Here is a 17706-nt window from a genome sequence, read left to right as displayed (position 1 = left end):
TGCTGAGATCAGCAGACTTCGTATGGGTCGCTCAGCCTGTCTGTTATAGCGCATACTTCGCGCAGTGAACCGACTCATTGCTGATGGACAAGGCTACTGTTGTTCGATCGCCGCCGCTCTTCAAGGGAAGACTAAGATGGGAATATTTGAACGTTACCTTTCACTCTGGGTAGCCTTGGGGATTGCTACCGGGGTGGTTTTCGGCAGCCTGGCGCCCGCTTCGTTTGCCAGTCTGGCAGCGCTCGAATATGCACAGGTCAACCTGGTGGTAGCGCTGCTTATCTGGCTGATGATCTACCCGATGATGATTCAAATCGACTTTCGCTCACTGAAGGAGGTCGGCAGTAAACCCAAAGGTCTGATACTGACGCTGACAGTGAACTGGTTGATCAAGCCGTTCAGTATGGCGTTGCTCGGTTGGTTATTTTTCCATTACCTGTTCGCTGACTGGGTAGATCCGCAGTCAGCCAGTGAATATATAGCGGGCATGATTTTATTGGGGGCGGCGCCTTGTACGGCGATGGTTTTCGTTTGGAGTCAGTTGACCAAAGGCGATCCCAGCTACACCTTGATGCAGGTCTCGATCAACGACATCATCATGGTGTTTGCTTTCGCTCCCATAACTGCCTTCTTGTTGGGCGTTAGCGATATTCAGGTGCCTTGGGAAACTCTGCTGCTCTCGGTCGCTATGTACGTAGTGCTGCCGCTGGTGGCTGGGATGCTTACGCGCAAACTGTTGCGCGCGAATGATGATCACCGCCGTCTGGACGCGTTTGTCAGCCGCTTGAAGCCCTGGTCGATCGTCGGCTTGCTGGCAACGGTCGTGCTACTTTTTGGTTTCCAAGCCGAAACTATCCTGCGACAGCCAACGGTGATTATTTTGATCGCCGTGCCGTTATTGATCCAGACCTACGGTATTTTTGCCCTTACCTATGTCGTCGCTAAACGTTTAAGGCTGGCGCACTCTGTTGCGGCCCCTGCCTGCATGATCGCCACATCAAATTTTTTCGAGTTAGCGGTAGCAGTGGCGATTTCCTTATTTGGCTTACACTCGGGCGCCGCCCTGGCAACCGTCGTAGGTGTGCTGGTTGAGGTACCCGTAATGTTGTCACTGGTCTGGCTGCTCAACCGCAATAGAGGAAGCTTTAGTTGATCTAGGCTACTTGCCAATGCAGAAGCTGGAAAAGATGCGTCCCAGCAGGTCATCGGCGCTGAAAACACCAGTGATGCTACCGAGCGATTGCTGTGCCATACGCAGATCTTCCGCCAGTAGCTCGCCAGCGCCCATCAGAGTCAGCTGTTGATAGCCGTGGCCAAGATGAAGGGCAGCCTCTTCCAGCGCGTCCAGATGGCGCCTGCGAGCGCTGAACAGGCTTTCGCCGGTCTGCTCGAATCCCATGCAGGCTTTCAGGTGCTCGCGTAGCAGCTCAATGCCCTCGCCTTGCCTGGCGGAAACGCGCAAGCTTACCGAGCCATCCGCTGCGGTGGCGGTGCCCACAGACTCTCCGGTGATATCCACTTTGTTGTAGATCAGCGTGACCTTGCCTGGGTCCGGCTTTAGCGCCAGAAATTCCGGCCACAACTGATCCGGGTCCATAGCTTCGGGCTGGCTGGCGTCGACCATCAGTAGAATGCGGTCGGCTTCATTGATGGCGGCCATGGCGCGTTCCACGCCAATACGCTCAACCTGATCGTCGGTATCGCGCAGGCCCGCAGTGTCGATGATATGCAGTGGCATTCCGTCAATGTGAATATGCTCACGCAGTATGTCGCGGGTGGTACCGGCGATATCGGTGACGATAGCGCTGTCGCGGCCAGCCAAGGCATTGAGCAGACTGGATTTGCCCGCATTCGGGCGGCCGGCAATCACCACTGTCATGCCGTCCCGCAGCAGCGCACCTTGCCCTGCCTGGCGTTGTACCTGGGTCAACTCGGCCTGCACTGCCTCCAGCTGCGAGAGCACATGACCGTCGGCGAGGAAGTCTATTTCTTCCTCGGGAAAGTCGATGGCGGCTTCAACGTAGATACGCAGGGCAATCAATGATTCGGTCAGCGCATTAACCCGATCCGAGAACACGCCCTGCAAGGAATTGAGTGCATTGCGCGCAGCTTGTTCAGAGCTGGCTTCAATCAGGTCGGCAATGGCCTCAGCCTGCGCCAGGTCCAGTTTGTCATTCAGGAAGGCGCGTTCACTGAACTCACCTGGCCGGGCCTGACGCGCACCGGCAGCAAGGCAGGCTTTGAGCAGCAAGTCCATTACCACAGGACCACCATGCCCCTGTAACTCCAGCACGTCTTCACCGGTAAAGGAATGCGGCCCAGGGAAGAACAGCGTCAGCCCCTGATCCAGCGCCTGTTCACCGGACCAGAAAGGCCCGTAGTGAGCGTATCTCGGCTTGGGCTCACGGCGCGCAATCAGCCTGGCTATCGGCAAGGCACTCGGGCCAGACACGCGGATAATGCCAACGCCACCCTGACCGGGCGCGGTGGCCAGTGCGGCTATGGTATCGGCGTGGTAAGGCTGGTTCATGGTCGCTCCTGGTCATTCACTGGCATGGCATACACAAAGCAAAACGCCCCGAAAACGGGGCGTTTGACTGGCAGACTCGCGATCAGCTCTTGGCGGCTGCGCCCTTCTCGATCTGACGAGTAATGTACCACTGTTGTGCGATAGACAGGCAGTTGTTGACCACCCAGTACAGCACCAGACCAGCAGGGAACCAGAGGAAGAAGAAGGTGAAGACGATAGGCAGCATCTTCATGACCTTGGCCTGCATCGGATCTGGCGGAGTCGGGTTCAGCTGTTGCTGCAGGAACATGGTCGCGCCCATGATGATCGGCAGTATGAAGTAGGGATCCTTCAGCGACAGGTCAGTGATCCAGCCCAGCCACTCGGCCTGACGAATCTCGACGCTCTCCATGAGTACCCAATACAGCGAGATGAAGACCGGCATCTGCACCAGAATCGGCAAGCAGCCGCCCAGCGGATTGATCTTCTCTTTCTTGTACAGCTCCATCATGCCCTGCGACATCTTCTGACGGTCGTCGCCGTGCTGTTCACGCAGTGCCTGCAGTTTGGGTGCTACCCGGCGCATGTTGGCCATTGAGCGATAGCTGGTGGCAGACAGCGGGAAGAAGATCAGCTTGATCAGACAGGTCAGCAGGATGATGCTCCAGCCCCAGTTACCGACGAAGCTGTGGATGAAGCTCAGCACGACAAACAACGGCTGGGCAATCCACCAGAGGAAACCATAGTCGATGGTTAAATCCAGACCGGGCGAAATCGCTTTCAGGTCGTCCTGAATCTTCGGACCCGCATAGAACTGGCTCTTGATCGTGGCCTGCTCACCTGGCCCAACGCTGACCGAGGGGCTGGTGAAACGAACGATGTAGTTACCCTGACTATCCTTCAGTGTGCTGAAGGTGTGCTGGGTGTTCGCATCGGGTATCCAGGCACTGACAAAGTAATGCTGGAGCCAGGCAATCCAGCCGCCGTTGACCTTTTCGTTCAGCTTTTCGTCATCCAGCTCGCCCATCTTCATCTTGGTATAAGAGCTGTCTGCGCTCCAGTAGGCAGCACCCAGGAAGGTGGCCATGCCGGTGGCAGTAGAGCTGGAAGGATCGCCGCTGCTATCGCGCTTGAGCTGCCCAAAGGCACTGCCGGACCAGCTCTCGGTGCTCTGATTGTCGATCAGGTAGTCCACTTCAACCAGATAGGTGTCGCGGCTGAAAGTGTAGCGCTTGGTGAAGTTAACGCCTGCATCGCTGGTTTTCAGGTCAACCACCAGGCTGTCCTGACCCTCGCTCAGGGTATAGCTGCTCTGCTCGCTGGTGTAGCGTGCCCGACCTTTGGCACTATCCGGACCCTGGCGGCCAGTCAGACCACTTTGCGCGACGTACAGACGGTTGCTGGACTGTTCCATCAGCTGGAAAGGCAGATCCGGACGATCCTTGCGCGCTGGGTATTGGGGCAGTGACAGCGAGACAATGTCGCCGCCAATCGGGTTGATGGTGACATTCAGCGTACCGGTCGAAACCTGGATAAGGTTGTCGTTCTGTTTGGCTGGCAGGTCACCGGCGCTCACGGTAGGTTCACCGTTGGCATCGATTGGCTGGGGAACATCGCTGTTCGCACCATCAGCCAAAGGAGCAGTGTCGGTAGGCAGATCGGAATTATTGATCGGTGCCACGTTGGTTTCAGCAACAGGGGGAAGATCCTGTTGCATGAAATCAGTGTTCCACTGCAAAACCATGAGATAGGTAATCACGAGCAAGGCAGCTATGAGGATATTTCGTTGCATGTTCATGGTTTTTTGGCCATCTGGGAAGGTCGGTTGTCAGAGTGAGTTGGTACTGGATCGTACCCGCCAGGATTCCACGGGTGACAGCGCCCCAGGCGCCGGGCACTCAGCGCAACGCCTTTGAGCAAACCATGTTGTTCTATGGCTTCTTGGGCGTAGCAGGAACAGGAGGGATAGAAACGGCAATGGCTGGCCATCAGAGGACTGATAGCGTAGCGGTAAACCTTGATCAGTCCGAGTGCGACATTACGCATTGGATGACGGGGGTCCAGAGGTGCGTGAGCGATTTTTCGCAGCGGTCTTAATAAGCCTGCGCCACATGCCCTCGTAGAGAGCATGTAGAGCAGTATTGTCCAGGTCGCCTACGCCCTTACGAGCGAGCACGACAATATCCAGGTTGCCCAACTCAGCGCGATGCTGGCGGAACGACTCACGGGCGACACGCTTGACCTTGTTACGATCAACTGCCCGCCGGACATTTTTCTTGGCAATAACCAGACCCAGCCTGGCGTGTGCCAGTTCGTTCTCTCTGGCAAGCAACAACAGACTGGGTCCTGAGGCTTTACAGGTGGCTCCATCGAATACGTTCTTGAAATGAGCAGGCGTTAATAGCCTGTATTCAGGAGCGAAGCCGAGACCCACCTGGCAGCCGGTTCTTAAGCTGACAGGCGCTGACGGCCTTTGGCACGACGACGGGCCAAAACCGCACGACCGTTTTTGGTGGCCATACGTGCACGGAAACCATGGTTGCGCTTGCGCTTCAATACGCTGGGTTGGAACGTTCTTTTCATCTTCAGATACCTGAGTAATTCACATCAGAGCAAAGTGCCCTTTCAAGGGATCGGCAATTCTAGAGAATAAGATCGCTTAGGTCAATTTGAATTACACCTGATTGGATAACTAAAAAACAAAATAAAATCAGATCTTTAAATAGATAAATGATGTTGTTGTATATGGTGCAGCACTTTTCCGTGGATAAGTCATTTAACCGCTTTTAAATCATGCTCTTGGCGCAAGTATAACCTTGTGGGCAAGCGGTTGGCAGGAGGGGGTCAAAGATGTGCTCTTGTTGTGGATAAAGTGGCTAGATATCCACAGGCAGACTTACCCACTGCTTTTAGCGATAGTTGCCAACAAAGCTCAAGTGCAGTTTTCCACAAGGTCTACAGGGCACGTTTTGCAAGGCTCGGTAGCCTGAATTTAAAAGTACGCCGGTTTTTAGTGCTACTTACTGACGCATGCCGAAGAGTGGAATCAGTGCCATCCAGTGTGGATAAGTCGTTGGTGAAGGGATAGAATAGTCGGCTATGTTGTACCGCCTGAGCGCTGGCTTTTGTGGTAACCATCCGACTTCAATAAAAACCGCCACCCGTGGCGGACCGGGGGATTTAGTGTCTGTTGAACTATGGCAGCAATGCATCGATTTTTTGCGAGATGAGCTTCCATCCCAACAGTTCAATACGTGGATTCGTCCCTTACAGGCCGATGGTGATCAGAGTGAGATCCGCCTTTATGCACCCAACCGTTTTGTTCTTGATTGGGTCAACGACAAGTACCTGAACCGTATTCAGGAGCTGCTTGATGACTTGTCGCATGGTCAGGCGCCTTTGGTGTCGCTACTGATCGGTAGTCGTCGCACTACTTCCGCAGGAGCTGTTGCGCCGCGTCCAAGCGGTAACGCAACCTCGGCCCCTTCCGCTCCAGCTAGTCAGCCGCCACCACCCGCTCCGCGTCAAACCGCGCCAGCCGCCGCGCCCCGTGCGCAGGTCAGCGCACAGGGTTTTCAGCCGGACGCGGGCAAAGCCTTCGCTGAATCCGATGAAGAGAATCGCACAGCGCCTGATCGTAACGAGCAAGCCGGCAATAATCTGGTCAAGCACACCAGTTACCTGAATCGCAGTTTTACCTTTGAGAATTTTGTTGAGGGTAAATCCAACCAGCTTGCTCGTGCAGCTGCCTGGCAGGTCGCCGACAATTTGAAGCACGGCTATAACCCGCTCTTCCTTTATGGCGGCGTTGGTCTGGGTAAGACGCATTTGATGCACGCGGTGGGCAACCACCTGCTAAAGAAAAATCCCGCAGCAAAAATTGTTTATCTGCATTCCGAGCGTTTTGTTGCCGATATGGTCAAGGCGCTGCAGATGAATGCGATCAACGACTTTAAGCGCTACTACCGTTCGGTTGATGCGTTGCTGATTGACGATATTCAGTTTTTCGCCAAGAAGGAGCGTTCGCAGGAAGAATTCTTTCATACCTTCAACGCGCTGCTTGAAGGCGGTCAGCAGGTCATCCTGACCAGTGATCGTTACCCGCGTGAAATTGATGGCTTGGAAGAACGTCTCAAATCCCGTTTTGGTTGGGGGCTGACGGTGGCGGTTGAGCCGCCGGAGTTGGAAACCCGCGTTGCCATCCTGATGAAGAAGGCCGAGCAGTCGCGGGTAGATTTGCCGCATGACGCCGCCTTCTTTATTGCGCAGCGTATTCGTTCCAACGTGCGTGAGCTAGAGGGTGCGCTCAAGCGGGTTATCGCCAGCTCTCACTTTATGGGTCGGGATATCACCATTGAGTTGATCCGTGACTCGCTCAAGGACCTGCTGGCCTTGCAGGACAAGTTGGTCAGTATTGATAATATTCAGCGTACCGTCGCCGAGTACTACAAGATCAAGGTGTCCGACGTGCTATCCAAGCGCCGTTCGCGTTCGGTGGCCAGGCCACGCCAGGTGGCTATGGCGCTATCAAAAGAGCTAACCAACCATAGCTTGCCCGAGATCGGCGACGCCTTTGGTGGTCGTGATCACACAACGGTGTTGCACGCTACGCGTAAAATTGCAGAACTGCGTGAAATTGACGCTGATATCCGCGAAGATTATAAGAATCTGTTAAGGACTCTGACTACCTGATAGTCAAGCAACCATCTGCCAAACTGCACGAGGTCGAGGAAGACAAATGCAATTCACCATTCAGCGCGAAGCCCTGTTGAAGCCCCTGCAATTGGTAGCAGGGGTTGTTGAACGTCGTCAGACACTCCCGGTGCTGTCCAACGTGTTGTTGGTCGTAGACGGCAATACCCTGTCGATGACCGGTACCGATCTTGAAGTTGAGCTCGTGGGTCGGATTAACCTGGAAGAGTCAGCCGAGGCCGGTGAGGTTACCGTCCCCGCGCGCAAGTTGATGGACATCTGCAAATCATTGCCGGATGACGCCACGTTGACCTTCAAGGTCGAAGAAAACAAAGCGATCATCAAGGCAGGGCGCAGCCGCTTTACCTTGGCTACTCTGCCGGCCAATGACTTCCCGAACGTGGAAGACGGTCCTGGCGCTATGAGTTTTTCAATAAGCCAGGCGAAACTACGCCGTCTGATTGAGCGCACCAGTTTTGCCATGGCGCAGCAGGATGTGCGTTATTACCTCAACGGCCTGCTGCTTGAGATTAATAAGGGTCAACTGCGTGCCGTGGCTACCGATGGTCACCGTATGGCGATGTGCACCGTCGATGCGGAGATAGATTACCAGGAGCGCTATCAGCTGATCGTGCCGCGCAAAGGTATTCTCGAATTGTCTCGATTGCTGGGTGAAGCAGATAACAGCGTTAACATTGTGCTGGGCACCCATCACATTCGCGCGACCACCGGTGACTTTACCTTCACCTCCAAGTTGGTAGACGGCAAGTTTCCGGACTATGAGCGTGTGCTGCCACGCGGCGGTGACAAGATTGTATTGGCCGACCGTCAAATGCTGCGCGACGCCTTCAGTCGCACATCGATTCTGTCGAACGAAAAGTACCGCGGTATTCGTTTGATGCTGCAGGCTGGCCAGTTGAAGATTCAGGCCAACAACCCTGAGCAGGAAGAAGCGGAAGAAGAAGTGATGGTCGATTACAACGGCAGCGCGCTGGAGATTGGCTTCAATGTCAGTTATCTGCTCGATGTGATGAACGTGCTGGGACACGAGCAGGCAAAGCTGATTTTGTCCGATGCCAACAGCAGTGCCTTGGTTCAGGAAGCCGAGTCCGAAGACAGTCTTTACGTCGTCATGCCTATGCGCCTCTAACGCGTAATGCCGCTAAAACGCCTTTCCGTCACCGCGGTGCGCAATTTGCACCCGGTGACCATCTTCCCCTCCCCTCGTATCAATATCCTTTCCGGCGCCAACGGCAGTGGTAAAACCAGTCTGTTGGAAGCCGTGCATATTTTGGGTCTGGCTCGCTCCTTTCGCAGTACACGTCTGCAGCCGGTTATTCAGTACGAGCAGAATGCCTGTACGGTCTTTGCTGAAATTGAGCGGCCGTCTGTACCCCTCTGCTCCATGGGTATTACCCGTAACAAGCAGGCTGATTATGAGATACGGGTTAATGGCCAGAATGTTAAAAGCACCGCTCAGCTTGCGGAAACTCTGCCGCTGCAACTGATCAATCCTGATAGCTTTCGTTTGCTTGAAGGTGCGCCCAAACAGCGCAGGCAGTATCTCGATTGGGGTGTGTTCCACGTGGAACATCGTTTTCTGCCTGCCTGGCAGCGTCTGCAAAAGAGCCTGAAACAACGGAATTCATTGCTCCGACGTGGTAGAATCGAGCGTTCGATGTTGTCCCCGTGGGAGACAGAGCTGGTCGCCGCTGGCGAGCAGATAGACCTGTTCCGCAGGGAGTACATCAGCCAGCTAAAGCCGGTATTTGAAGCGGTGCTCAGTGAGCTCTTGCGGCTCGACGGTTTGTCCCTCAGTTATTATCGCGGCTGGGACAAGGAGCGCTCTCTGGCCGAGGTGTTGGATAGTCAGTTTGATCGTGACCTATCGATAGGGCATACCCAATCCGGGCCTCAACGCGCTGACTTGCGGCTAAGAATCCAGGGGCTCAATGCGGCTGAGGTTTTATCCCGAGGGCAGCAGAAGCTTGTGGTCTGCGCGTTGAAGTTGGCGCAGGGGCGAATGCTAAAGGAGTTTGGGCGGCAACAGGACTGCGTATTCCTGGTTGATGACCTTCCTTCCGAACTTGATCAGAACCACCGGCAGGCGCTTTGTAGTTTGCTTGAGTCGCTCGACTGTCAGGTGTTTATCACCTGCGTTGAGCCTGAGCCGCTACTGAACTGCTGGAAAAAAGAGACACCTTTATCCATGTTCCACGTGGAACATGGACACATTGTGCAGACCGAATGAAGTCTGGAGTGACTTAAGATGACCGACAATAAAGCCTATGATTCATCGAGCATTAAGGTACTGAAAGGCCTTGATGCAGTCCGTAAGCGTCCTGGTATGTATATCGGTGATACGGACGATGGCACGGGCCTCCACCATATGGTCTTTGAAGTCGTCGATAACTCTATCGATGAAGCCCTCGCGGGACACTGTACCGATATCGACATTATCATCCACACCGATGAGTCCATCACCGTACGCGACAACGGTCGCGGCATTCCGGTAGACGCTCACGAAGAGGGCGTCTCTGCAGCCGAGGTCATCATGACCGTGCTGCACGCCGGTGGTAAGTTCGATGACAACAGCTACAAAGTGTCTGGCGGCCTGCACGGTGTAGGGGTATCCGTGGTCAACGCGCTCTCTGAGGAGCTGATCCTGACCGTGCGACGCCACAACAAAGTGTGGGAGCAGACCTACGTCCATGGCGTCCCACAGGCGCCTGTAGCGCCCGTCGGTGATACCGACAGCACAGGCACCCAGATTCACTTCAAGCCCTCTTCCGAAACCTTCAGTAGCATCAGTTTCAGCTGGGATATCCTAGCCAAGCGATTGCGTGAATTGTCCTTTTTGAACTCGGGTGTTGGTATCAACCTGACTGACGAGCGTTCGGGTAAGAAGGAACTGTTCAAATACGAAGGCGGCCTGCGGGCATTCGTTGATTACCTCAACGTCAACAAGACCACCATCAACTCCGTGTTTCACTTCAACCTGCAGCGCGACGATGGTATTGCAGTAGAAGTGGCGATGCAGTGGAATGACAGTTTCAACGAGAGCATTCTCTGTTTTACCAATAACATTCCGCAGCGCGATGGTGGTGCTCACCTTGCTGGTTTCCGTAGTGCCCTTACCCGCACACTGAATACCTACATCGAGCAGGAAGGCCTGCTGAAAAAGCTGAAGGTGGCAACTTCCGGTGATGATGCCCGTGAAGGTCTGACCGCGATCATTTCGGTTAAAGTGCCCGATCCCAAGTTCTCGTCGCAAACCAAAGATAAACTGGTTTCGTCAGAAGTGAAGACGGCAGTAGAGCAGGAAATGAACAAGTCCTTTGCTGATTACCTGTTGGAAAAACCAGGCGAAGCCAAGGCCGTTGTCGGCAAGATGATTGATGCTGCCCGCGCTCGTGAAGCAGCACGCAAAGCGCGTGAAATGACACGTCGCAAAGGTGCTCTGGATATCGCAGGTTTGCCCGGCAAATTGGCTGACTGTCAGGAGAAAGACCCTGCCCTTTCCGAACTCTACATAGTGGAGGGTGACTCGGCCGGCGGATCCGCCAAACAGGGCCGAAATCGTAAGACGCAGGCGATCCTCCCGCTTAAGGGTAAGATTCTTAACGTTGAAAAAGCGCGCTTTGACAAGATGCTCTCCTCTGCGGAAGTAGGCACCCTGATCACTGCCTTGGGTTGTGGCATTGGCCGTGAAGAGTTCAATATCGAGAAGTTGCGTTACCACAACATCATCATCATGACCGATGCTGACGTCGACGGCTCACACATTCGTACCCTGCTGTTGACCTTCTTCTTCCGTCAAATGCCTGAGCTGATCGAGAACGGCTACATCTATATCGCCCAGCCACCACTCTACAAGATCAAGAAAGGTAAGCAGGAACAGTATCTGAAGGACGATGAAGCACTGGAAGAATATCTGACGCAGTCTGCGTTGGAAGATTCCTACCTGTTCGTCAACGAGGATGCACCTGGGATTACCGGTGAAGCGCTGGAGCGCATCGTGCAGGAGTTCCGCTCGGTAATGCGCACGCTCAAGCGTCTGGCTCGGCTGTATCCACAGGAACTGATGGAGCACTTCATCTATCTGCCGCGTCTCACCGTGGAAAACCTGGCAGACAAAGCCTACATGGATACCTGGTTGAAAGGCTTTGAAGCCCGTGTATTGACCGGTGAGAAATCTGGCCAGCAATACAACGTCAACCTGCGTGAAGATCGCGAGCGTCACCTGTGGTTGCCCGAGGTGGAGTCCATCACTCACGGCCTCTCAAGCTATGTCACCTTTAACCGTGACCTGTTCGCGAGTAACGACTACCGCACTATGGCGGAGCTGGGCGAGAAGCTACAGAGCCTGCTGGAGTCTGGCGCCTACATGCAGCGCGGCGAGAAGAAGAAGCCGATCAGTACCTTCAAGGAAGCACTGGAATGGATGATGACGGAAACAGCGCGTCGCCACACTATTCAGCGCTACAAAGGTCTGGGCGAGATGAATCCGGATCAGTTGTGGGAAACCACGATGGACCCGGAAAGCCGTCGTATGCTGCAGGTGAATGTTGAGGACGCCATTGCGGCAGACCAAATCTTCAACACGCTGATGGGCGATCACGTTGAACCGCGTCGTGAGTTCATCGAGAGTAACGCTTTGGCAGTATCCAACCTGGATGTCTGATCCCGGTCGGCGATAATAAAAACCCCTTAAGGCAAATGCGTTAAGGGGTTTTTTTATACTGCTGGTCAGCTGAGGTCTAACGAAAGTCGTCAGTCAGATCAGAATCAGAAAAGCCAGAGGGTGCGGCTTGTTGCTCTGGTTCGGCTGCTGTCGGCTTTTCCTCTTCGCCGGTGGCGAGCGGTGACTCGGATCGGGTGTCGTTGAACTTGGATTTCAGCTTGAGATCGGTAGGTGAGTCGGCGTAGCGCAGGGCCGTTTCCAGCGTCACGCTGCCGGCAGTGACCAGCTCATGGAGATGCTGATCGAAGCTCTGCAGGCCCGGCTCCTGCCCCCGATTCATTGAATCCTTTATCTCGGACAGCTCGTCACGGCCAATTAGCGTGCGGATATAGGGTGTGCGTAAGAGTACTTCGACAGCAGCAACGCGCTTTTTCTCTTTGCCTGGTACCAAGCGTTGGGCCACGATGCCGGCCAGGTTCATCGAGATATCGCTTAGCGTTTGCTTGCGCTCCCCTTCCGGAAATAGGTTAACGATGCGCTCAACGGCCTGCACGCTGTTAGTGGCGTGCAGTGTTGACACTACCAGGTGACCTGTTTCGCTGTAATGCAGAGCGTGCTGCATGGTCGCCTTGTCACGAATTTCGCCGATCATGATGACGTCGGGTGATTCGCGCAGTACGTTACGCAGGGCGTGCCCAAAGCTTTTGGTGTCCAGGCCGACTTCGCGCTGATCGACGATGGCTTTCTTGTGTTTATGCAGAAATTCTATCGGATCTTCAATGCAAACAATGTGGCCAGCACGATGGGTGTTGCGGTAGTCCAGCATGGCCGCCAGGGTAGTCGATTTACCTGACCCGGTAGCGCCAACCACCAGCACCAGACCGCGATCTTTCAGGGCGAGCTTTTCCAGCTGCTTGGGTAGGCCGAGCTCGGCGAAGGGTGGAATCTTGTGGCTGATGTGGCGAACCACCATGCCGACTTCGCTGCGCTGGTAGTAGACATTGATACGAAAGCGACCGTAGTTGGGCAGCCCAACGGCGAGGTTCATTTCCTGCTCTTCTTCAAACTCTTCAATCTGCTTCTGACTCATGACCTGATAGGCCAGCTCCTTGACTGAGCCGCTGCCTAGTGGCTGATTGCCAAACGCAAAAAAATCACCTTCACGTTTCAGCGTGACCGGAGCGCCGACGCTGAAGAACAGATCAGATCCTTCCTTTTCTACCAGAGCTTTCAGGTAGCGATAAATATCCATAGCAAGACACCGTCAGATTAGTGTTCATCGGTAGCCGTGGCGACCGTTGATTCGCCATTATGGACCATATCCTGTTCAGGCGTCGCGCAGGCTTTGTAACGCGCTATTGATCCAGGCTTCGGCCTGTTTATTGGCTGCGACAATAGAGCGTGGGTCGCTACCCGCAGGATAGATAGCAGGCCCGATCATGACCTTGATGGTGCCTGGCTTCTTGCTCCAGCCGTGCTTGGGCCAGTACTCACCGGCATTGTGCGCGATGGGGACGATGGGCGCGTTGTTGGCACACGCCAGTGCGGCTCCGCCGCGAGAGAACTTGACCTGCTCTCCAGGCTCTTTGCGGGTGCCTTCGGGGAAGACCAGAATCCATATACCCTCGGCGAGGCGCTGACCGCCGATACGCGTCAGTTGTTGCAGTGAGTTGCGGGCCTTGCTGCGGTCGATGGCGATGGGTTTGGCCAGAGCAAAAGCCCAGCCAAAGAAGGGCACGTAGAGTAGCTCCTTCTTGATCAGCTGCGTTTGTGGGCGAAACAGTTGGGGAAGAAAGAAGGTCTCCCAGGTGCTTTGATGGTTGGACAAGATCACGCCCGGCTGGTCGGGTATATTCTCTCGCCCGATCACTTCGTGCTTGATCCCTACGATGGTCTTGGTCAGCCAGACCGCTGCGCGGGTCCACCACTCGATAATTACCTTGATCCGCCAGCGGGTACTGAGAAAAGGGGCGACAAACACGACCAGAACGCACCAGATACCAGCACTTGAGGCCAACAATAGATAGAACAGGGTGACGCGTAGGCGCATCAGCAATGACATGATTCAGGTTTCCAGAAGATGATCGACAACGGCGCTCAGGTTATCAAAAACCTGAGTACCTGCGGGCAGCGCTTTGTACTGAGTGCTCTCGCCTTTGCCAGTACGTACCAGGTAAGGCGTGCAGCCAAGGGCAACGCCCGCTTCGAGATCTCGCAGGCTGTCACCTACGGTCGGTACACCGGTCAGTTCAGTGTGCAGCAATTGGGCAATCTGGCGAAATAACCCCGGGGCCGGTTTGCGGCAGTCGCAGCCGGCCTCAGGGGTGTGCGGGCAATAGCGAATCAGATCTACCGTGCCGCCCTGCTCTGCCACTAACTCGCGCAGGCGCTGATGCATGCTTTCCAGGGTGGCCTCGGAGTAATAGCCGCGGCCTACCCCCGACTGATTGGTTGCCACAGCAACGGTCCAGCCAGCCAGGCTAAGGCGCGCCATTGCCGCGATAGAGCCGGGGATGGGAATCCACTCATCCAGCGTCTTGATGTAGGCGTCGGAATCCTGATTGATGACACCGTCGCGGTCGAGAATGATCAGCTTCACAGCGGCAAGCTCCTAGCGGCAAGCTACAAGCCAAAGCGGACGCATCGCCGCCCAGTGCTCGTAGCTTGTTGCTGCTTCAACCCAATAGCGATATATCGGCGACACCGAGGAACAACCCGCGCAAACGTGCCAGCAGCGCGTAGCGGTTGGCTTTTACTGCGGGGTCTTCGGCGTTGACCAGCACCTGATCGAAGAAGGCATCCACAGGCTCGCGCAGCCCTGCCAGGCGCTCGAGTGCCTGCTGGTACTGCCGGTCAGCTGCCAGCGGCGCGACGTGCTGTTCAGCAGCCGCTACGGCGCTGGCCAGCGCTTGCTCCGCCGTTTCCTGCAGCAATGCGTTGTCGATGGCGGTAGCTACCTCACCGTCAGCCTTGGACAGAATGTTGGATACGCGCTTGTTGGCAGCGGCCAGGGTGTCGGCTTCGGGTAAGCGGCGGAAAGCCTGTACGGCCTGCACGCGCTGATCAAAGTCCAGCGGCGATACCGGGCTAACGGCTCGCACCGACTGGTAAACGGCAACATCGATACCTTCGTCTTCGTAGCGGGCGCGCAGGCGATCAAAAATAAAGTCCTGCACCAGCGCGATCAGGCCGTCGGCTTTTACCCGTTCGCCGTACTGTTGGATGGCAACCTGCAGGGCGGCGTTCAGATCCAGTTCCAGCTGCTTCTCGATCAGGATACGCAGCACGCCCAGTGCCGCACGACGCAGCGCATAGGGGTCCTTGGAACCGGTGGGGAGCATGCCAATACCGAAAATGCCAACCAGGGTATCGATTTTATCAGCCAGCGCGACAGCGGCGCCGGTCAGGGTGCTGGGCAGCTCGGCGCCCGCGCCACGGGGCATGTATTGCTCGTTCAGCGCCAGAGCAACATCCTCGGCCTCGCCGTCGTGTTTGGCGTAGTAATAACCGGCGATCCCCTGTAACTCGGGGAACTCGCCGACCATCTCGGTCGATAGGTCGCACTTGCTCAGCAGACCGGCGCGCTGCGCCTTGGTACTGTCGCCGCCAATGTGTTCAGCGATAAAGCCGGCCAAGTTGGAGACGCGGGTGGCCTTGTCGAAGACGCTACCCAGTTCAGCCTGGAATACCACATTGGCCAAGCGCTCATTGTGGCTTTCCAGCGGCTGCTTTTTATCCTGCTTGAAGAAAAACTCGGCGTCGGTCAGGCGCGGGCGCACGACTTTCTCGTTACCCTCGATGATCTGCCGTGGGTCTTTGCTTTCCAGGTTAGAGACGGTAATAAAGCGGGGTAGCAGCTTGCCGTTGGCATCCAGCAGGCAGAAGTACTTCTGGTTATCCTGCATGGTGGAGATCAGAGCTTCCTGCGGCACATCAAGGAATCGCTCTTCAAAGCTGCACACCAAAGGTACCGGCCACTCGACCAGCGCGGTCACTTCGTCCAGCAGATCTGGCGGTACGATTGCGGTGCCCTGCTGCTCGGCGGCCAGCTCTGCTACCCGCTGGCTGATCAGCTCGCGACGCTCGGCGAAATCGGCAATCACATAGGCCTTGCGCAGCGCATCGGCATACGCGGATGGCGAGCTGATGGTGATGTTGTCCGGATGATGGAAGCGATGGCCGCGCGACTGGTTTCCAGCGCTCTGGGCCAGAATCTCACAGGGGACCACCTGTTCACCCAGCAGCATCACCAGCCATTGGGTGGGGCGAACAAATTCGGTTTTGCGATCGGCCCAGCGCATGCGCTTGGGGATCGGCAACGCGGCCAATGCGGCATCAACGATGCCAGGTAGCAAGTCAGCGGCGGGCTGACCGGGTATGGCCTGTACAAAGCGCAGCTTGGGGCCGCTTTGATCCAGCTCGGCGACGCTAACGCCACACTTGCGGGCAAAGCCTTCGGCGGCTTTGGTTGGGTTGCCGTCCTTATCAAAGGCGGCTTGGACCGGCGGGCCGTCCATTTGATTGCTGCGGTCGGGTTGCTGGCTGGCAAGCTGGTCCACCTGAATGGCCAGACGGCGCGGCGCCGCAAAGTAACGCGCTGCGCGGTACTCCAGAGCAGCTTCTTTCAGTCCTTTTTCAACGCCTGCAAGAAAGGCCTCGGCGAGCTTTTTCAGCGCCTTGGGCGGCAGCTCTTCGGTACCCAGTTCAACCAGAAAATCCTGAGCCTGCATTATTCGGCCTCCTTCAGCTTCGCCAGTACTTCATCACGCAATTCGGGGGTAGCCATCGGGAAACCGAGGCGGGCGCGAGCCAGCAGGTAACTCTGGGCGATGGCACGAGACAGTGAGCGCACACGTAAAATGTAGCGCTGACGCTCGGTTACCGAGATAGCGCGGCGCGCATCCAGCAGGTTGAAAGTGTGCGATGCCTTGATGACCATCTCATAAGCTGGCAGCGGTAACGCCAGTTCAATCAGCCGGTTGGCTTCGCTTTCATAGAAGTCGAACAGGCCAAACAGCTTATCGACGTTCGCGTGTTCAAAGTTGTAGGTCGACTGCTCCACTTCGTTCTGGTGGAACACATCGCCGTAGGTGACCTTGCCGAACGGGCCATCGGAGTACACCAGATCGTAGACTGAATCGACGCCCTGCAGGTACATCGCCAGACGCTCAAGACCGTAGGTGATCTCACCGGTTACCGGGTAGCACTCGACGCCACCGACCTGCTGGAAGTAAGTGAACTGGGTCACTTCCATGCCGTTCAGCCAGACTTCCCAACCCAGACCCCAGGCACCCAGCGTAGGGGATTCCCAGTTGTCTTCGACAAAGCGGATATCGTGTACCAGCGGGTCGATACCGATGTGACGCAGGGAATCCAGGTATAGCTCCTGGATGTTGTCCGGGTTCGGTTTGAGTACCACTTGAAACTGGTAGTAGTGCTGCAGGCGGTTGGGATTCTCGCCGTAGCGACCATCAGCCGGGCGGCGGCTGGGCTGCACATAGGCGGCGTTCCACTTCTCCGGGCCAATGGCGCGCAGGAAGGTGGCGGTGTGGAAGGTGCCGGCACCCATTTCCATGTCGTAGGGTTGCATCACCACACAACCCCGTTCTGCCCAATAGCTTTGCAGGGCAAGGATCAGTCCTTGAAAGGTGTGGACGGCTGGATTGGTCTGAGTCACGTGTTTCACCCGGATAGGCTGCGAAATAAAGAAAGGGCGCAGTATACAGGATTATGGGCGCAGACAGCGACGGTGCTGCTGCCTTGCCGGGTTGGCTGCAGACGGTTGACGAGTACTGGTCGTCAATATTACGGCAGAAAAGAG

15 protein-coding genes are annotated in these 17706 nt (G+C 55.8%); 5 read left to right on the top strand and 10 right to left on the bottom strand.

From position 1 onward, the window contains the following. Window positions 1-136: 136 nt before the first annotated feature. Window positions 137-1153, top strand: coding sequence for an ACR3 family arsenite efflux transporter (gene arsB / locus EF096_RS02485; RefSeq protein WP_123888037.1), 1017 nt, complete (start codon window positions 137-139; stop codon window positions 1151-1153). Window positions 1154-1159: 6 nt separating this feature from the next. Here the strand turns inward: arsB and mnmE are convergent, their stop codons facing one another. The 5 genes from mnmE to rpmH all read right to left on the bottom strand — a co-directional run bounded on the left by mnmE (window position 1160) and on the right by rpmH (window position 5092). Beyond that, on the bottom strand, window positions 1160-2530 hold the full coding sequence (gene mnmE, locus EF096_RS02480) for a tRNA uridine-5-carboxymethylaminomethyl(34) synthesis GTPase MnmE (protein WP_123888036.1): 1371 nt from the start codon (window positions 2528-2530) through the stop codon (window positions 1160-1162). Window positions 2531-2612: 82 nt separating this feature from the next. Further along, window positions 2613-4307 carry a membrane protein insertase YidC gene (gene yidC, locus EF096_RS02475; protein ID WP_123888035.1) on the bottom strand — a complete coding sequence of 565 codons (1695 nt, stop codon included), beginning with the start codon at window positions 4305-4307 and terminating at the stop codon, window positions 2613-2615. Next, window positions 4304-4555 carry a membrane protein insertion efficiency factor YidD gene (gene yidD, locus EF096_RS02470; protein ID WP_123888034.1) on the bottom strand — a complete coding sequence of 84 codons (252 nt, stop codon included), beginning with the start codon at window positions 4553-4555 and terminating at the stop codon, window positions 4304-4306. The genes yidC and yidD overlap by 4 nt, the downstream gene beginning before the upstream one ends. Further along, window positions 4548-4943, bottom strand: coding sequence for a ribonuclease P protein component (gene rnpA, locus EF096_RS02465; RefSeq protein ID WP_123888033.1), 396 nt, complete (start codon window positions 4941-4943; stop codon window positions 4548-4550). Before rnpA ends, yidD begins: the two co-directional genes overlap by 8 nt. A gap of 14 nt (window positions 4944-4957) precedes the next feature. Further along, window positions 4958-5092 (bottom strand): 50S ribosomal protein L34, encoded by a 135-nt coding sequence (gene rpmH / locus EF096_RS02460; RefSeq protein WP_092286972.1) that lies wholly within the window; start codon window positions 5090-5092, stop codon window positions 4958-4960. 600 nt (window positions 5093-5692) lie between these two features. Here rpmH and dnaA point away from each other — a divergent pair. The 4 genes from dnaA to gyrB are packed head-to-tail and all read left to right on the top strand — an operon-like array spanning window position 5693 to window position 11885. Beyond that, window positions 5693-7201 (top strand): chromosomal replication initiator protein DnaA, encoded by a 1509-nt coding sequence (gene dnaA / locus EF096_RS02455; protein ID WP_123888032.1) that lies wholly within the window; start codon window positions 5693-5695, stop codon window positions 7199-7201. Window positions 7202-7247: 46 nt separating this feature from the next. Continuing rightward, complete coding sequence (dnaN, locus tag EF096_RS02450) at window positions 7248-8351, top strand: DNA polymerase III subunit beta (RefSeq protein WP_123888031.1); 1104 nt, start codon at window positions 7248-7250, stop codon at window positions 8349-8351. A 6-nt stretch (window positions 8352-8357) separates the two neighbouring features. Then, window positions 8358-9452, top strand: coding sequence for a DNA replication/repair protein RecF (gene recF / locus EF096_RS02445; protein ID WP_123888030.1), 1095 nt, complete (start codon window positions 8358-8360; stop codon window positions 9450-9452). A gap of 18 nt (window positions 9453-9470) precedes the next feature. Continuing rightward, window positions 9471-11885, top strand: coding sequence for a DNA topoisomerase (ATP-hydrolyzing) subunit B (gene gyrB, locus EF096_RS02440; RefSeq protein WP_123888029.1), 2415 nt, complete (start codon window positions 9471-9473; stop codon window positions 11883-11885). A 76-nt stretch (window positions 11886-11961) separates the two neighbouring features. Here the strand turns inward: gyrB and EF096_RS02435 are convergent, their stop codons facing one another. From EF096_RS02435 to glyQ, 5 genes are all read right to left on the bottom strand, one after another. Continuing rightward, complete coding sequence (locus tag EF096_RS02435) at window positions 11962-13137, bottom strand: PilT/PilU family type 4a pilus ATPase (protein ID WP_123888028.1); 1176 nt, start codon at window positions 13135-13137, stop codon at window positions 11962-11964. Window positions 13138-13212: 75 nt separating this feature from the next. Then, window positions 13213-13947, bottom strand: a complete 735-nt coding sequence (locus tag EF096_RS02430; RefSeq protein WP_123888027.1) for a lysophospholipid acyltransferase family protein — start codon at window positions 13945-13947, stop codon at window positions 13213-13215. A gap of 3 nt (window positions 13948-13950) precedes the next feature. After that, the gene (gene gmhB / locus EF096_RS02425) at window positions 13951-14484 is read right to left on the bottom strand and encodes a D-glycero-beta-D-manno-heptose 1,7-bisphosphate 7-phosphatase (protein ID WP_123888026.1); all 534 of its coding nucleotides are present in this window, start codon (window positions 14482-14484) and stop codon (window positions 13951-13953) included. A gap of 76 nt (window positions 14485-14560) precedes the next feature. Continuing rightward, on the bottom strand, window positions 14561-16615 hold the full coding sequence (gene glyS, locus EF096_RS02420; protein WP_123888025.1) for a glycine--tRNA ligase subunit beta: 2055 nt from the start codon (window positions 16613-16615) through the stop codon (window positions 14561-14563). Further along, on the bottom strand, window positions 16615-17562 hold the full coding sequence (gene glyQ / locus EF096_RS02415) for a glycine--tRNA ligase subunit alpha (RefSeq protein ID WP_123888024.1): 948 nt from the start codon (window positions 17560-17562) through the stop codon (window positions 16615-16617). Before glyQ ends, glyS begins: the two co-directional genes overlap by 1 nt. Window positions 17563-17706: the final 144 nt, after the last annotated feature.

Source organism: Pseudomonas neustonica (genome assembly GCF_003797945.1).
Lineage (GTDB): Bacteria > Pseudomonadota > Gammaproteobacteria > Pseudomonadales > Pseudomonadaceae > Halopseudomonas > Halopseudomonas neustonica.
The sequence above is the reverse complement of the archived record's forward strand: the minus strand, read 5'-3'. Positions and strand labels throughout refer to the sequence as shown.

What these genes read in the sequence shown, in the direction of transcription:
- arsB (WP_123888037.1), top strand. Translation starts at nt 137, where the DNA reads ATGGGAATATTTGAACGTTACCTTTCACTCTGGGTAGCCTTGGGGATT.
- mnmE (WP_123888036.1), bottom strand. Translation starts at nt 2,530, where the DNA reads ATGAACCAGCCTTACCACGCCGATACCATAGCCGCACTGGCCACCGCG.
- yidC (WP_123888035.1), bottom strand. Translation starts at nt 4,307, where the DNA reads ATGAACATGCAACGAAATATCCTCATAGCTGCCTTGCTCGTGATTACC.
- yidD (WP_123888034.1), bottom strand. Translation starts at nt 4,555, where the DNA reads ATGCGTAATGTCGCACTCGGACTGATCAAGGTTTACCGCTACGCTATC.
- rpmH (WP_092286972.1), bottom strand. Translation starts at nt 5,092, where the DNA reads ATGAAAAGAACGTTCCAACCCAGCGTATTGAAGCGCAAGCGCAACCAT.
- dnaN (WP_123888031.1), top strand. Translation starts at nt 7,248, where the DNA reads ATGCAATTCACCATTCAGCGCGAAGCCCTGTTGAAGCCCCTGCAATTG.
- recF (WP_123888030.1), top strand. Translation starts at nt 8,358, where the DNA reads ATGCCGCTAAAACGCCTTTCCGTCACCGCGGTGCGCAATTTGCACCCG.
- gyrB (WP_123888029.1), top strand. Translation starts at nt 9,471, where the DNA reads ATGACCGACAATAAAGCCTATGATTCATCGAGCATTAAGGTACTGAAA.
- EF096_RS02435 (WP_123888028.1), bottom strand. Translation starts at nt 13,137, where the DNA reads ATGGATATTTATCGCTACCTGAAAGCTCTGGTAGAAAAGGAAGGATCT.
- EF096_RS02430 (WP_123888027.1), bottom strand. Translation starts at nt 13,947, where the DNA reads ATGTCATTGCTGATGCGCCTACGCGTCACCCTGTTCTATCTATTGTTG.
- glyS (WP_123888025.1), bottom strand. Translation starts at nt 16,615, where the DNA reads ATGCAGGCTCAGGATTTTCTGGTTGAACTGGGTACCGAAGAGCTGCCG.